Annotated in this window: 18 protein-coding genes; 7 read left to right on the plus strand and 11 right to left on the minus strand. The window is 37.5% G+C overall.

Annotation, left to right across the window (positions count from 1 at the left end; translation table 11 throughout):
• Positions 1-10: 10 nt before the first annotated feature.
• The 4 genes from nusB to NGC85_RS00385 form a co-directional block, all read right to left on the minus strand.
• A complete protein-coding gene (gene nusB / locus NGC85_RS00370) occupies positions 11-460 on the minus strand; it encodes a transcription antitermination factor NusB (protein ID WP_005052664.1) in 450 nt (149 codons plus the stop codon).
• 3 nt (positions 461-463) lie between these two features.
• Positions 464-934 carry a 6,7-dimethyl-8-ribityllumazine synthase gene (gene ribE / locus NGC85_RS00375; RefSeq protein WP_004659764.1) on the minus strand — a complete coding sequence of 157 codons (471 nt, stop codon included), beginning with the start codon at positions 932-934 and terminating at the stop codon, positions 464-466.
• A gap of 11 nt (positions 935-945) precedes the next feature.
• Positions 946-2,067, minus strand: coding sequence for a bifunctional 3,4-dihydroxy-2-butanone-4-phosphate synthase/GTP cyclohydrolase II (gene ribBA, locus NGC85_RS00380; RefSeq protein WP_005052661.1), 1,122 nt, complete (start codon positions 2,065-2,067; stop codon positions 946-948).
• Between the two features lie 236 nt (positions 2,068-2,303).
• On the minus strand, positions 2,304-3,596 hold the full coding sequence (locus NGC85_RS00385; protein WP_254804483.1) for a hypothetical protein: 1,293 nt from the start codon (positions 3,594-3,596) through the stop codon (positions 2,304-2,306).
• A 68-nt stretch (positions 3,597-3,664) separates the two neighbouring features.
• Here NGC85_RS00385 and serB point away from each other — a divergent pair, with 68 nt between their 5' ends.
• From serB to NGC85_RS00400, 3 genes are all read left to right on the plus strand, one after another.
• A complete protein-coding gene (serB, locus tag NGC85_RS00390; RefSeq protein WP_254804484.1) occupies positions 3,665-4,885 on the plus strand; it encodes a phosphoserine phosphatase SerB in 1,221 nt (406 codons plus the stop codon).
• 407 nt (positions 4,886-5,292) lie between these two features.
• Complete coding sequence (aciT, locus tag NGC85_RS00395) at positions 5,293-5,628, plus strand: ciprofloxacin tolerance protein AciT (RefSeq protein ID WP_005052656.1); 336 nt, start codon at positions 5,293-5,295, stop codon at positions 5,626-5,628.
• Positions 5,629-5,780: 152 nt separating this feature from the next.
• Positions 5,781-6,260, plus strand: a complete 480-nt coding sequence (locus tag NGC85_RS00400) for a hypothetical protein (protein ID WP_005052654.1) — start codon at positions 5,781-5,783, stop codon at positions 6,258-6,260.
• A 48-nt stretch (positions 6,261-6,308) separates the two neighbouring features.
• Here the strand turns inward: NGC85_RS00400 and dtd are convergent, their stop codons facing one another.
• Positions 6,309-6,749, minus strand: coding sequence for a D-aminoacyl-tRNA deacylase (dtd, locus tag NGC85_RS00405; RefSeq protein WP_254804485.1), 441 nt, complete (start codon positions 6,747-6,749; stop codon positions 6,309-6,311).
• 149 nt (positions 6,750-6,898) lie between these two features.
• Here dtd and pncB point away from each other — a divergent pair, with 149 nt between their 5' ends.
• From pncB to asd, 3 genes are all read left to right on the plus strand, one after another.
• Positions 6,899-8,095, plus strand: a complete 1,197-nt coding sequence (pncB, locus tag NGC85_RS00410; RefSeq protein WP_254804486.1) for a nicotinate phosphoribosyltransferase — start codon at positions 6,899-6,901, stop codon at positions 8,093-8,095.
• A 471-nt stretch (positions 8,096-8,566) separates the two neighbouring features.
• Positions 8,567-9,415, plus strand: a complete 849-nt coding sequence (locus tag NGC85_RS00415) for a sulfurtransferase (protein ID WP_254804487.1) — start codon at positions 8,567-8,569, stop codon at positions 9,413-9,415.
• On the plus strand, positions 9,412-10,263 hold the full coding sequence (gene asd / locus NGC85_RS00420; RefSeq protein WP_254804488.1) for an archaetidylserine decarboxylase: 852 nt from the start codon (positions 9,412-9,414) through the stop codon (positions 10,261-10,263). Before NGC85_RS00415 ends, asd begins: the two co-directional genes overlap by 4 nt.
• Positions 10,264-10,355: 92 nt before the next feature.
• On the opposite strand, the gene NGC85_RS00425 is transcribed toward asd, so the two are convergent.
• From NGC85_RS00425 to NGC85_RS00440, 4 genes are all read right to left on the minus strand, one after another.
• Complete coding sequence (locus tag NGC85_RS00425; RefSeq protein ID WP_254804489.1) at positions 10,356-11,108, minus strand: DUF4882 family protein; 753 nt, start codon at positions 11,106-11,108, stop codon at positions 10,356-10,358.
• A 428-nt stretch (positions 11,109-11,536) separates the two neighbouring features.
• The gene (locus tag NGC85_RS00430; protein WP_005052642.1) at positions 11,537-11,764 is read right to left on the minus strand and encodes a hypothetical protein; all 228 of its coding nucleotides are present in this window, start codon (positions 11,762-11,764) and stop codon (positions 11,537-11,539) included.
• A 108-nt stretch (positions 11,765-11,872) separates the two neighbouring features.
• On the minus strand, positions 11,873-12,082 hold the full coding sequence (locus NGC85_RS00435) for a cold-shock protein (RefSeq protein WP_005052641.1): 210 nt from the start codon (positions 12,080-12,082) through the stop codon (positions 11,873-11,875).
• 272 nt (positions 12,083-12,354) lie between these two features.
• A complete protein-coding gene (locus NGC85_RS00440; protein ID WP_254804490.1) occupies positions 12,355-13,266 on the minus strand; it encodes a LysR family transcriptional regulator in 912 nt (303 codons plus the stop codon).
• Between the two features lie 96 nt (positions 13,267-13,362).
• Between NGC85_RS00440 and NGC85_RS17440 the strand changes: the two genes are divergently transcribed.
• Positions 13,363-13,488 carry a hypothetical protein gene (locus tag NGC85_RS17440; RefSeq protein ID WP_302885510.1) on the plus strand — a complete coding sequence of 42 codons (126 nt, stop codon included), beginning with the start codon at positions 13,363-13,365 and terminating at the stop codon, positions 13,486-13,488.
• A 403-nt stretch (positions 13,489-13,891) separates the two neighbouring features.
• On the opposite strand, the gene NGC85_RS00445 is transcribed toward NGC85_RS17440, so the two are convergent.
• Positions 13,892-14,233, minus strand: coding sequence for a DHCW motif cupin fold protein (locus tag NGC85_RS00445; protein ID WP_254804491.1), 342 nt, complete (start codon positions 14,231-14,233; stop codon positions 13,892-13,894).
• Between the two features lie 441 nt (positions 14,234-14,674).
• On the minus strand, positions 14,675-15,559 hold the full coding sequence (locus NGC85_RS00450) for a LysR family transcriptional regulator (RefSeq protein WP_254804492.1): 885 nt from the start codon (positions 15,557-15,559) through the stop codon (positions 14,675-14,677).
• Positions 15,560-15,592 lie beyond the last annotated feature (33 nt).

Below are 15,592 nucleotides of genomic sequence, written 5' to 3' on the forward strand. Positions count from 1 at the left end.
ATCAAGCCTTTTATTTTGCTTGTTGTTTTTCAGCTTCACGAAGCTTCGATGATAAACGGTCTAATACACCATTGATGTATTTGTGACTGTCTGCACCACCAAAGTGTTTTGCTAGCTCAATTGCTTCATCAAGTACAACACGATAAGGAACTTCGAGATGATCTCGTAATTCATAAGCGCCGAGTCGTAAAGTTGCAAGTTCTACACCATCAAGTGCAGATAATTCACGATCAAGTACAGGGACGAGCAACTCATCTAAAGCTTCATGTTGAGCAACCACTTGAGTGAGCAATTCATGGTAATAGTTAAGGTCAACTTTGTGCATTGCATTTTCAACACGCGTGCGTGCCTCAATTTCATGTACAGGGTTATGACTCATTTGCCATTCATAAATCCCTTGTACAGCAAAACGACGTGCTTTGCGTTTCGCTGCATAAGCGGCCTGAAGTGTTTGCGACATGCTTTAAATTGCCTTTAATAAGTTAACCATTTCGATTGCAGTCAATGCAGCTTCGCTGCCTTTATTGCCTGCTTTCGTACCAGAACGTTCAATTGCTTGTTCAATGCTATCTGTGGTTAAGACACCATTGATGACTGGCATTGTGCTTTCAAGGGCAACGACCCCTAAACCTTTGGCACATTCACCAGCAACAAAATCAAAATGTGGTGTGCTACCACGAATCACTGCGCCTAATGCAATGATGGCATCAAACTTATTTGATGCTGCTAATTTTTTCGCAACAATAGGAAGTTCCCATGCACCTGGTGCATGAATCACGGTAATCGCATCTTCAGAAACACCGTGGCGTTTCAAGGTGTCAATTGCACCTTCAAGTAAATGCTCAACCACGAAGCTGTTGAAACGACCCACTAAGATCGCATAACGACCTTCGCTTGCGAGATGTAATAAACCTTCAATTCGGCGAATTGCCATAGCAACCTCTATTATTTTGCTGTGATTTGATCGGCAGTGATGTATTCCACCACCTCTAAATTGAATCCTGATAAGGCATTAAAACGAAGTGGAGAACTCAACAGCTTCATTTTTTCAACACCTAGATCACGTAAAATCTGTGCACCTACACCAATCGTTTGATATTGCTGAGATAATGCAGCATTCGATTTCAGTGGTTTTGGCTGATTTAGATAGTGTAAGGCATGTCCTAAATCTTCTAAATGATCTTGTCCGATCCATACCAATACACCACGGTCACTTGCAGCAATGGTTTTCATTGCAAGATCAAGATTCCATGCTGGAGAACCATCGGCTTTATTGAGCTTTAAAAGATCACGAACAGGATTGAAACCATGGACACGAACCGTGGTTACGCCTTGCTTTGGTTCACCTTTAACCAAAGCTAAGTGAATATCAGGGTTACCGATTTCACGATATTTATAGAGTTCAAATGTACCGTATTGTGTTTCAATGGTTTCTTGAGACAAACGCTCAACGGTTTGCTCATTGGTCATACGATAATGAATCAGGTCTGCAATCGTACCAATTTTTAGACCATGTTTTTCAGCAAACACTTCTAAATCAGGACGACGTGCCATGGTGCCATCATCATTGATAATTTCACAGATCACAGAAGCTGGTTCTAAACCTGCCAAACGTGTTAAGTCACAACCTGCTTCAGTATGACCAGCACGGTGTAGGACACCACCTGGTTGAGCCATTAATGGGAAAATATGACCGGGCTGAACGATATCACTTGGCTTTGCATGTGCTGCAACAGCCGTACGAATCGTATGCGCACGCTCTGCTGCTGAGATACCTGTGCTGATCCCTTCAGCCGCTTCAATTGAAAGCGTAAAATTGGTCGCATGCTGTGCGCCATTTTGGTCAACCATCAACGGCAAGTTCAGTTGTTTACAGCGATCGCGGCTCAGCGTTAAGCAGACTAAACCACGGGCATGAGTGATCATGAAGTTAATATCTTCAGGACGAACATGTGTAGCAGCGATGACTAAGTCACCTTCATTTTCACGATCTTCATCATCCATAAGGATGACCATTTTGCCTGCACGAATATCTGCGACAAGCTCTTCAACACGACTCAGCGGCATTCGCTTTCACCTTTGATGCTGCCTTTTCAGGCACTAGTATTCGATAAATCTGGCATAGTTTAACGCATTTTAAAAAATTTCGCCTGTGCTTCTTCAGCAATAAAAATACTGAGCTTGATGAGCAATCGTTCGGAAAACATTTTTTGAAATGAAGTCAAATAAATTAGAGCATTATCTTGAGGAGGGGTAAGATTCCTCAAGATAATTAAAACAGAAGAAACGACACTATCGTTTTTCTATGATTCGGTTGGCGTTTTTGCTTTTTTACCCATTAGGATTTCAGTACGTAGATTTTGCGCGACTGTTGCACACGCTTCATTCATACCATTAATCATAAATGCATGACGAGTCATCACATTGCTTGGGTTTGGCATCACCACCAACTCATAACTGTTTTGAACGGTTTTAAGGTGATCATGATGAAGATGTAAAGCTGCTTCTTTCGCATGTAAATGCTGTGTTAAGCGTTTTGCGGCTTCAATTGCGTCAAGTTGCATTGCATCAACTGCATTTGATACGGCAGCACGTGTTTGTAGTGCAAAGCGTTTATCTTCACGGTAACGTTTATAAAGTACGTCTGCCAACAGTTGGAACACAGCACCAACCATCATTAAACATTCAAGTGCTTGAGGATGATTAGAACTGGTGGTTAAAGTTGCGCCTTCGGCATTAAACTCTTGTTCAACTCGAATTTGTGTCGAATTAATCTGATAATGCTTGCTGCATAAATCAATGCTTTTATCCAAGAATAACTGGCATAGTTTGAAATACGGGATTGAAACAGATTGATTTACACTGCTTAGCAGTTGCTTAGGATCATAGAATTGAATATTCAAAGCCAAAACTTGATCATCAGCCTGTGCAGTTGGGGTTGATGTTTTTTCGACACGCGGTTTAGGTTGCGCTTTTGCTTGTTGTTGAGCTTGGGCAACCAAAGTTACAGTATTTTGTTTTTCGAGAGCTAAGGCTTGGGTTAATCGCTGAATTTCATGTTTAAGATGATTTTCTTGATTAATGCGTGCTAAGTATTCGCTACGTGTTGGGCGTGCGATTGCACGATAGGCTAACCAAATCAAACCATGAATAAAAAGAGAGACTAAAATAGCTAACCATTGGGTGCGTAAAATCTCGCCAATACTTGGTTCGATCAAAGTAATCTCAACTGTCCCAACTTTCTTTTCATTTTGTAATGCATCACGGACAAACACCTCACCTTGACGTGTTTTTGCCATACCACTGGTGGCGAGTACTTGTTTATTCGCATCTAGGATACGAATCGATGCCACACTTGGATTGGTTGCATAGCGATTGGCAACTAAGGCCAATGAAACAGTATTGGCAGGTTCCAGTTCTGCAAGACTATCTGCCACTAACTGACTGGTCATCAGTTGTCCTTGGCTAGCGCGGTTTTCATTGAGTTGATGTGTCGTTGCAATCACCAATAAAAAGGTATGCAATGCAAAACTTACGATCAGTAGGCTAGCAAATAGCCCTTGGCGAGGCGCATTCAAGTTAAACTTCCAAGGCAAATAGATTTAGGTTGGGTTATGTTATGATTCTTACATACAATAGTTGTCGCTCAAACACGAGTCAATTCATGCGTGAAATCATTCTTATATCCTTTTTAGGACCAGATCAACCGAATCAGTTTACTCGATTAATGCAGGTACTCTCCGTACATTCTTTGCAAATACTCGATGTAGGTCAGGCTGTTATCCATAATCAACTTACCCTTGGGATTGTTGTTGCTTCGGATAATGAGACCGCAACTGCACTTGCAATGAAAGAGATTCTGATTTTAGCACATGATATTGGCTTAACTGTGCGATTTAAACCAATCTCCAACGCAGAATATGATCAGTGGGTCAGTGAGGGTGGTCGAACACGTTACATCGTGACGGCACTTGCACCTGAATTAACAGCCGAACATTTACAAGCCGTGACCAAGATTGTATCGAGTCAGGGTTTTAATATCGAAACGGTCACCCGTTTATCAGGTCGTTTAGATCTAGAAGAAGCACACAATTTTCCACGTCGTGCTTGCGTTCAGTTTGGCTTAAGTGGACAAATGCTTGATGCACAAGCGATGCGTGCTGCTTGTTTGAGCTTGTCAGGTGAATTAAATATCGATGTTGCAGTACAAGAAGATAATGCTTATCGCCGTAATCGTCGTTTAGTTTGTTTTGATATGGACTCCACTTTAATTGAACAAGAAGTGATTGATGAGATTGCTTTAGAAGCAGGCGTAGGCGTACAAGTTGCTGAGATTACTGAGCGTGCGATGCAAGGTGAACTTGATTTTCAACAAAGCTTCCGTGCGCGTGTCGCTTTATTAAAAGGTTTAGATGCTTCGGTATTACCGAAAATTGCAGAACGTTTAACCATTACTGAAGGCGCGGAACGACTGATTTCAACGCTCAAAGCACTGGGATATAAAACTGCGATTTTATCGGGTGGATTTCAGTATTTTGCTGAATATTTACAAGAAAAATTAGGAATTGATGAAGTCCATGCCAATATTTTGGATGTTCAAGATGGTGTTGTAACGGGCGAAGTTAAAGGTGCGATTGTTGATGGTGCACGTAAAGCTGAGTTGTTACGTCAGTTGGCTGAGAAAATGGGGATTTCATTAGAGCAGGCGATGGCTGTGGGCGATGGCGCCAATGATTTACCAATGCTTTCGATTGCTGGGCTTGGCGTTGCATTCCGAGCTAAACCTTTAGTACGTCAAAATGCCAATCAAGCGATATCAAGTGTAGGTTTAGATGGTGTTTTGTACTTATTAGGTATGCATGATAAAGATCTAAATCGAGCTTAAAATCTCTTTTTTCGATGTTTTAAAACAATGCCACTTTTGAGTGGCATTGCTCTTTTTAAGGGCGTCATGATTCAGTCATATTTATGTCTAAATGTATAGAAAAACAACGATAAAAAAATTCAGAAAAAAGTTTTTTTAACTCGAAAAATAGCGATAGTTTTTTGTAATGACACGCCGCAATTGATGCTATATAGAGATTTTGAAGTTTTGTAATTTAAAAAAATGTAATGACAAAAGCATATTGCGACATCTTGTGTCGTATGGCGCATTCTTAACTCTTTTTTTCTAAAAAAAACGCTCCATAATGCATTAAGACACGAATGCAACACAAACTACTGTTTATAGATTACAGAACAATATGAGGTCTGATGATTAAACAGACCACCTTTTTTAAGACGGAGGTTTCTATGGAAGCAGCGAATTTCACCATGTGGGTTGGATTTGGCTTAATCGCTGTCGCAGTTATAGCTGTTTTCTTTTCTCCTTATCGTCGTTGGTTAGGTTTTATGTTGGCAGGTATGCTCAGTTGGGGGCTGTTAGAGGTGGTACGCTTTGGTGCGCAAACCATTTTCGAGATGTCAGTCGCTTATAGTTATCTGACGGCTTTGAGCCTCGCGATGGTAACGGTTACATTTATCCTTTTACGTGAAGACAAACAAGCACAAAAACAATTGGCAAATCGTCAATATATTGAACATACGCCAGTTTATAAAGACGACCAACAGCAATGTTCTAGTCGATAATTGATAATAAATAATTCTAATAACATCAAAGGTATGCTCAGCATGCCTTTTTTGTATTAATTTTCTGAAACAAAGCTTTTACAGAGTTTTCTACAATTGTGCTAGGATACGGTTGTCTTAAATTTCATCATAATACTGTAGGCATAAATGTCATGAAGCTTTCTTCTTTACCTGTGGTTAAGTTACCGATCGTTGATGTAAGCACTGATCCATTAGATTTATTGGTGGCAGGTTTGGCGTTACGTATGAAGCAATTGGCACGTACTAGCCCGAAGTTTATTGAGTTGGTTCATGACCGTGAATTCCGTATCCAAATTGGTACTGACTTGGGGTTGGCGCGTCAAATTATTGTGAATCATGGCAAAATTGATACAGTGGCGGGTAATCCAGAAAAAGCTGATTTTATTTTGCAATTTGCTTCAAGTGAGCAAGGCGTAAAAACTTTGGTCAAAGGTGATCCAACTGCATTCATGACGGGTATGCAAGATGGTAGCATCAAAATGGAAGGCGATTTTAGTTTGCTGGTCTGGTTTAACCAAGCTGCGAAATTGATTCCACCAAAAGTGCCAAAACCTGTAAAAGAAAAAATTCGTCAAGCACGCGCATTTATCAAAGAAAAAACAGGTAAATAAACAACCATAAAAAAACTCCCAAATAGGGAGTTTTTTTTATGCCGAAATTTATTCAATCTCTAAATTAAAGGTCACAGGTCCATCATTGATTAAGTGCACTTTCATATCGGCTGCAAAAATACCTGTTTGTACATTTTCAAATTGCTGTTGTGCGTATTCAACCAATTGTTCATAGAGCGCTTTGGCTTCCGAAGGGGGCATTGCAGGTCCAAAATCAGGACGTAAGCCTTTTTGTGTGTGTGCCATCAAGGTAAACTGCGAAACCAATAGAATACCGCCATTGGCTTGGCTGACATTCCATCCCATTTTGCCATTTTCATCATCGAAGATTCGATATTTAAGAAGTTTATCAATCAGTTTCTGACCTTTATCCAAAGTATCGTCTTTGCCTAAACCAAGAAAGACCAATAAACCTTTTTGGATCTCGCCAGTTGTTTGACCGTCAACCACGACTTTAGCTTCGAGGACTCGTTGAATTAATGCGCGCATAGAATTGAAAGATAGATGAAATGAAAAGAGCAAGTGTAGCAGAGAGATTTGATAAAATTGAGTTGTGGATCAAAAGTCTACTATTCAAACGCTGTTATTTGGTTGTATAACAAAACATATCTTATAAAAATTGGTTAAAACCATCCTTTATGTCTGCGATTATTCGATCATTACTTGATACTGATTTATATAAATTCACCATGTTGCAAGTGGTACTACATCAGTTTCCACAAACCCATAGTGTTTATTTATTTCGCTGTCGAAATCTAGAAGATACCGTTTATCCACTGGTTGATATTTTAACGGACCTAAACCATCAGCTTGATTTGTTGTGTGAACTTCGCTTTGCAGAGGACGAGTTACAGTTTTTACGATCATTACGTTTTATCAAAAGTGATTTCGTTGATTATTTAGAATTATTTCAACTTAAACGTCGTTTTATCCAAGCAACGATTGATGATGCCGGTCGATTAGATATCCGAATTGAAGGTCCAATGGTTCAGGCGATGATGTTTGAGATATTTGTCTTAGCCATCGTCAATGAGCTGTATTTCCGACGTATCCGCAATGAAAATGTTTATATAGAAGGTGAGCGACGTTTACAGCAAAAGTTAGTCCAACTACAACATTATGCAGAGCAACAACAAGAAAATGATCCACCGTTTTTAGTCTCAGATTTTGGTACTCGCCGTCGTTATAGTTTTGAATGGCAAAAACACGTGGTACAAGCATTTCATGCAGCCGCGCCCAAAGTCTTTCGTGGAACCAGTAATGTGCTTTTAGCCAAAGAATTAGGAATTAGTCCAATTGGAACGATGGCACATGAGTTTTTGCAGGCGTTTCAAGCGTTGGATGTTCGATTGCGTAATTTCCAAAAAGCAGCCTTAGAAGCTTGGGTGCAAGAATATCGAGGGGATTTAGGCATCGCCTTGACCGATGTTGTTGGAATGGATGCATTCTTGCGTGATTTTGATCTGTATTTTGCCAAGTTGTTTGATGGTTTACGGCATGACAGTGGTGACCCATATGAATGGGGAGATAAGGCCTATGCACATTATCGTAAATTAAAGATTGATACCAAGACCAAAATGCTGACCTTTAGTGATGGTCTAAATTTAGAGAAAGCATGGTTATTACATCAATATTTTAAAGATCGCTTCCAAGTGAGTTTTGGTATCGGGACGAATCTAACCAATGATATGGGGCAAACACCATTAAATATCGTGTTGAAATTGGTGGAATGTAATGGTCAATCGGTGGCAAAAATTTCCGATAGTTCTGGAAAAACCATGACAGATAATGAAACGTTCTTGGCGTATTTAAGACAAGTGTTTGAGATTGGATAAAATAAAAGTTAACTTCTCATTCAGATTATTGTGACTGCTGTTTATTGCTAAGCATGATCTAAATATTAGGGTAAACCTTCGGTTCGACCTAGTTTTCTTTTGGGAAAAGTAGGCAAAACCTGAGCTGCGACTAAAGCAGCGTAAGATCCACAAAACCTGAGGTAAGAATAGCTAAGATTAATAATTTTTGCAGTACCTCAAGGCGAAAGCTATGCTTGAGCATGAACTACGCACTCCGTTTGTCTTGCGCTGAGTCAAAGCTTTAATCGCTTTGACTTGCTCAGGTTGCGGATGACGTTTTCGAGTATCCAATTTCATTTGATAGATTATATTAAATTTCAAAAGCATTATGGATATTCATCAGACGGTATATCTCATTTTCTGCTAAATGAATGCAAAAAATCAGACAAAGATAAAAAGTGAGCTATGTTAAAATCAACCACAATGCTGTGATCACAAGATTCCATAACAATGACTGACACTGATTTTAAACTGGGTTTACTGATTGAACCCGAACAGCTTGTGCCTTATTTAGGCAGCGAGTTGATTCGGATTGTTGATTTAAGCCGAGCTTCGGTATATGAGCAACTACATATTCCCCATGCGATTCATTTACAGCCAAAATATTTGGTTGCACAGCAAGAACAAGCCAATGGTGTATTGCCTGAAATCGAAGGTTTAAAATTCCTGATTGAGAAATTAAATATTTCACCTCTGCATCATGTCGTGGTCTATGATGATGAAGGTGGGGCTTGGGCTGGACGTTTGATTTGGAATTTGCATTGCCTAGGTTTTGAACGCACCAGTGTCATTAACGGTGGTATTCATGCATGGTTAGGTGCAGGGCTTCCGACCAGTGCTGAGGTCGAACGTTTCAGCCCTGTTACGGAACTGGTGCAAGTGGATCTTGATGCAGTTCAAAAACATCGAATTGAATATGATGAGCTACTCGAGCAAGTCCAAGAACAGAAGATTCAACTGTGGGATTGCCGAACCATTGAAGAATATACAGGCTTGCGATTAGCAGCGCGACGCGGCGGTCACATTCCAAATGCACTGCATTTTGAGTGGAGTACTGCCCTAAACCGTGAAAATCATCTAAAATTACACCCACTTGAACGCACTCAGCAACGTTTAGAGCAATTAGGCTTTAATTTACAGCAACCTGTCGTGGTGTACTGTCAGTCACATCATCGTTCAGGTTTAGCGTATATTTTGGCAAGATTGCTCAATTGGCAAGTTAGAGCCTACGATGGTGCGTGGAGTGAATGGGGCAATCGCCTCGATAGTCCTATTATTTCAGGGGAGTCACCATCTTGAGTTTTTCAGCAGATTTAAAAAAACAATTTTTTATCAAAGCACAAAATTTAGTACCGCAACATCAACTGAGCCGTGTCATTGGCAAAGTTGCAGCAAGTGAAAACGTTTTGGTGAAAACTGCTGTGATTCAAGCATTCAAAGCAAAATACGGCATTGATATGAGCATTGCCGAACAAGCTAATCCAAATCAATATAAATCATTTAATGAATTTTTCACCCGTGCATTAAAACAAGGTGTGCGTGGTGTGGATGAACGTGCAGATAGTATTGTGTGTCCTGCGGATGGCGCAATTTCTCAGCTTGGTAAGATTGAAGCGGGTGATATTTTCCAAGCCAAAGGTCAAAGTTTTTCTGTAGAGAAATTGGTTGGTGATCCACAACTTGCAAAGCCATTTGTAGATGGTCAGTTTGCGACAGTTTATTTGTCACCAAAAGACTATCACCGTGTACATATGCCATTTGCAGGTACATTGACTGAAACTTTATATATCCCAGGTGAGTTGTTCTCAGTTAATCAAACCACGGCTGAAAATGTACCAGGTTTGTTTGCGCGTAATGAACGTATGGTGTGTTTGTTTGACACTGAACTTGGTCGCATGGCTGTAGTTTTAGTCGGTGCAATGATTGTGGCGGGGATTGAAACTGTTGCTACTGGTAAAGTGAAGCCATCAGGTAAAGTTGAACTACAGCATCACCAAATGCAGTTAGATAAAGGTGCGGAGTTAGGGCGTTTCTATTTAGGTTCTACAGCTGTGGTTTTATTTGAAAAAGATAAAATGGTGTGGGAAGAACAATTTAAAGCCAATTCAACTGTGGTAATGGGTGAGCGATTAGGTCATTCAGTGTAATTAATAAAATTATAAAAGCCCCTTGATAGGGGCTTTTTATATATTTCACATAAGGTGTATTATGTTAAATGAACTATTTTTATGGATAAGAATTAAATATTTATTCCACAAATATCAGTTGTACTTGTAGGGTAACTTTGTGAAATCTGACTTGAATCAGTAATTAGTTTAATTTCGACATTTTTTCCTATATCTTGATTCGTCATATCAGTGTAATTTGAATTTATTGTGAAAAATATATTTTTCAATTTTGAGGGGTAATTATCAATATATCCTTTATTAACTCCGTTAAAAATTACCCCGATTTGGTTTGAATTTTGATTTAAATAAATTCCTAAATATTGATATCCATCAGATGTAGTTTGGATAGGTAAAGTCGTTGTTTGACCTACATTATTTGGTGATGTTAGTGTTAGATAAAAAGAGTTTACTGAACCTAATTTTTGATATGAAATCATAAAGTTAATATTTTCTCCATTTAGCATTTTCCCTCCCGCAATAATTGGAAAAATATTTAGCATAGTTTTGTTATCTAAAATTTGTGGAAGTTTAAATTTAAACTCAAAAGCTTGTATTCCATTTGTTGCTAATTCTTTATCACCATTTAGTGTATTGAAATCACCTGCTGAAGTAACTAGATTATTGTAGATTGATTTGCTCATAGCTGAATATATTTTATTAGTAAGTGTAGTACTATAAGAAACTTCACTCCCTGTCACTGAAGGAAATCTTTCACTTAATTGAGATTGTAAATCAGCTTGTGTTGCATCAAGATTGTAAGCGCATATGCTCCATGAATTTACACTTGCTAATCCAAAAGCAAGAGATATGATAATTTTTTTCATTAATTCGTCTCAGTATTATTGTGAAATTTTAATATATAGTCATAGTATATTTAAAAAAAGTATTTTCTAAAATTAACATAGTGGTACATAAGTGAAATTCAACACTTATAACGTTAAACAAATAAAAAGATCGATTATGCGGAATTTGGGTGTGATTCGCTAAATATTTATATCATGTGCGCTTTTTCCTACACCAATTCCAGTCAATGACCCATATCCGTACCCATCTAAATCACCTAATATGGGCTCATCAGGAACAGGAAGTTCCAAAACATAAAACAAGAATTATAAGTTTACGCATCAGGGTGAGATATGACAGGAGTTGTATCTAGTGAAAGGAATACGAAAAAGCCCGACAGGATGTCGGGCTTTTTCTCTTTAGATTATTCATTTCTTTATAATTAATTCGATTGATAAAATTTGAAAAATTAAGCGACTTTATAATTCAACTTAAATAACTGATTTAACGCAGTATAAAAAGTACGACCATCCAGATTTAAGTCAACTTCAACGCCTGATTGAAGTAATACTCGCTTTCCCACTTCAATTGATTTAAATCCATCACGAGTACTTTGCATTTTGTTTAAAGGCACAAGTGAAACTAAGATTTCAGTTCCGTTAATCGATTTAGCAACAAGATTATTAGTTTGATTCAATGTTATACCAACTTTTATATAATTATTTGATTAAGGCTAAAAATGAAAAATTCAATTCTTAGACGAAAAAAAAGCACTATATAGTGCTTTTTTTACACATATTCTTTATTACAGAGCAACAATATTTACAGCATTTGGACCTTTTTGTCCTTGAGCGATGCTGAAAGAAACTTGTTGACCTTCATGTAACGTTTTGAAGCCCGAGTTAGCAATTTCGCTAAAGTGAGCAAAAACGTCAGGACCTGATTCTTGTTGAATAAAACCAAAACCTTTAGTTTCGTTAAACCACTTTACTGTACCAGTAACTGTATTAGACATAATATATCCTACTAAATTTTAATAATTTTCAGTCATTCGAAGACTGTACATAACTTCGAAAAAGAATAAAGCTTAAGATCTAAAAAAAACGAAGGATTATGACTAAAACTGCGATACTTAAAGAAGATTTAACTAAACGATACTTTTTCTAGTTAGTTCAACTATACATGATATTTATAAATATTCAAGTTTTTTATATATATTATTTATTTATCTTATGTTTTTAACTAAAGATCAAGTGTTTATCGCATAGATAAAAAAAGCGTACTGAATCAATTCATTTTTTCACGCTTAGATTCGTAATAACGATGAATTGAATCTGCACAGTGGTTGACGACAGAATCTTGATCTTTTTTCCAAATCAACTTTACTTCACTAAAAGCATTTTCATCTTTGATTGGAATGAGTGTGACATTATTTGGAAGAATCACCTTAAATTCTTCAGGAACAATACAAATCCCAAAGCCGTTGGCAACCAACTCAAGCTGAGATCTTTTTCTGGAATATATTCGCGTTCTTTTAGGTGAAAAACCATTGACCAAACATAAATTAGCAGCCAAATAACTTAAACCACCGCGTCCTTTATGAGGTACAGAAACGAAATTTAACTGCTCTAACTCTCGGATAGATACACTTTCTTTTTCAGATAAAAAAGGATCTGAGCTATGAGCCGCAACATACAAAGGTGCTGTATATAAGCTGATTGAATTCACCTCATTTAGATTGTGATAAATCGGTGGGCGGATGAAGCCAAGGTCAATTGTGCCATTTAATAAATATTCGAGTTGTAATTCAGAAGATAAAGTATTCATTTCAATATCAATCATGTTTGCATCACATAATTGTTCAAATACTTCGAGTTTATTTTGATCAAGCACAATACTGCTAGAGTGCGCTATTTTAATAATACGACCTTCACCGCGGCTAATACTCTGTGCGCTTACAATTGAGCTTTTTAAATGATCGATATTGGTCTTTAAACTTTTATAGAGTGCTTCGCCTGCTGGGGTCAGTTTTATTTTCTTTTCAGAACGATCAAAAATCTCAAAACCTAATTCTTCTTCAAAGTTTTTAATTTGTCGACTGAGTGCAGATTGAGCAATAAATAATTTTTCTGAAGCTGCAATAAAACCGCCAGTTTCAACGATGGTAATTAAATAATTGAATTGTTTTAAAGTCCACATATCTCAAAATTAGATCATTCAGTGTTTTTTCTATATTAGATTAGATCAAAGAAATCTTATATCTTTTTCATAAGTTCTTGAGTTGAGTAAACCAAAATGATGATGACAAAGAAAATATTGATATTGATCGCTTTCGTTATGGTTTGTATATTTGCTCAAAGTTTTGATGCTTATATGGGCGTAGAAAAAACAGTAGATCATAGCGATGTATTGGGCGATTAGAGTAGTTTAGCAAAATACGAATTTTTGATTATATTTCTTAAACATGGGTGCGGTTTGCTGATGTACGTTTTTTCTTACAGCAATTACAGCCAATGACCCATTTTCAACCTGTGTTAAATCACCTAATATGAAGTCATCAGGAACAGGATGTTCCAAAACATAAAACAAGAATGATAAGTTTGCGCATCAGGATGTGAGATATGACAGGAGCTGTATCTAGCGAAAGGAATACGAAAAAGCTCGACTCGGATGTCGGGCTTTTTTATTGCAAATCTAACAAGTGGCTGAGTGCATTGGCTTGCTGTTTTTAGAAGCAACAGAATTGTAGTGAATTAGGTGTATCACTAAACCTGAGGTTTAAGATTGAATCTTATGTATTTTACATTAGCCATATGAGCTTAACTCAATCAACAATGAGTAATTTAGCCCCATTCAGACTGAAGGATTGGTGCGGTTCGGCATGATCACCCACTTGATAGCTCATCCCTTGAGTTAGAAGAAACGTCCTTCCATCTTTTAATCTGCTTTCAAGTTCACCTTCTAAACAAAATAGAATATGTCCTTTTTCGCACCAATGGTCAGCTAGGTAATTGGCTGAGTATTCTACAATTCTTACTCTAATTCTATTTTCTTCTTCACCAAAGTATTGTGTTTTCCAATAAGCATTTCCTGTTTCTCCGCGGTATTCTACTGTTTCTATTTCATCCCATTTAGTGACTTGAAATGGAAAAGGGAAAATATTCATATACTGTTCCAAAACTTTAGATTTATTCTAAAAATATAGATAAATTTAGTTTTTGCAATACTCTTATTTAAGCGAAGAGCTTTGAGGCGAATGAACATTAATTAAAAAAAATTAAATTAAATGCTTATTTAGACCTTATTAAGAAACTACAAAAACCATTGATTTAAAATAAGATAGATTTTTTATGAATGGCTTAGATATTTCTTCTCAGATTTTTAAACATAAATCATGTACGCTTTTTCTTACACCTATTAGGGGTAATGACCCATATTCAGCCCTAATCAAATCACCTAATATCAACTCATCAGGAACAGGATGTTCCAAAACATAAAACAATAATAATAAGTTTGCGCATCAGGACGTGAGATATGTCAGGAGTTGTATCTAGTGAAAGGAATACGAAAAAGCCCGACTTGGATGTCGGGCTTTTTTCATTTCTATTTAAATTTTTTTTGCCCAAAGTTCGATTAATAATTGTAGTGCTTGATTCAATGGTTTATAGCTTGGCCAAATGGCATGTATTGGCATATCCAGTCCATTGGTGGTATCGCTAAATTCTAAACGAATTAAACTCTGCTTGCTGAAATTTTCATTGACCACAGAAAGCGGGAAATTCCCCCAACCCAGTCCTTGTTCCACCATATTAATTGCCATGAATAAATTATCGGTATACCAATATGACTCAGAAACTAAGATACGCGGATCTGAAAGGGGATATTGTTTACTCGCAACAATAATTTGTCTTAATTCAGACAAAGTCGTGAGTTCATTTTTATGACTGTCTTTTAGCTGTTGAGCATCTTGGGGAGAAACAGCAGCAACAAATTTTTCAACACCCAATAATCGAAATCGTTGATTGGTATCGATATTCGATGAACTGTAAGCAACATAGAGATCGATTTCATTATTGTGCAAACGTGCTTTTAACTCTTGTTGCGGGGCGCAAATCATTTCAATATTTAATAATGGATAGCGCTGAGTGAGTTGTTGAATGCCAGATAATAATAATTTCTGATTCAAATCGGCTGCAACACCGATGCAAATACTAGTGTCTAAACCTGTTGAAAGTTCCGATAAATGCATTTCTAGTTGGCGAATTTTATTTACGATCAGTCTGGCATGTGGCTCAATCGAAAGTGAGATTTCAGTGGGGCTCAGATGGTTTTTACTTCGATCAAATAATTTTAAATTCAATTCAGCTTCTATATTGGCGATTGCCATACTGACTGCGGAAGGGACGCGATTGAGAGCACGTGCCGCAGCAGAAAAATTACCACGATCAATAATTTCCAGAATCAATTCAAGCTGTTCACTGCTGAGTTTCATATCTATTTTCTTGTCAGTAAATCTGATAACGAT

The organism is Acinetobacter sp. Z1 (assembly GCF_024296945.1).
Classification (GTDB): domain Bacteria; phylum Pseudomonadota; class Gammaproteobacteria; order Pseudomonadales; family Moraxellaceae; genus Acinetobacter; species Acinetobacter beijerinckii.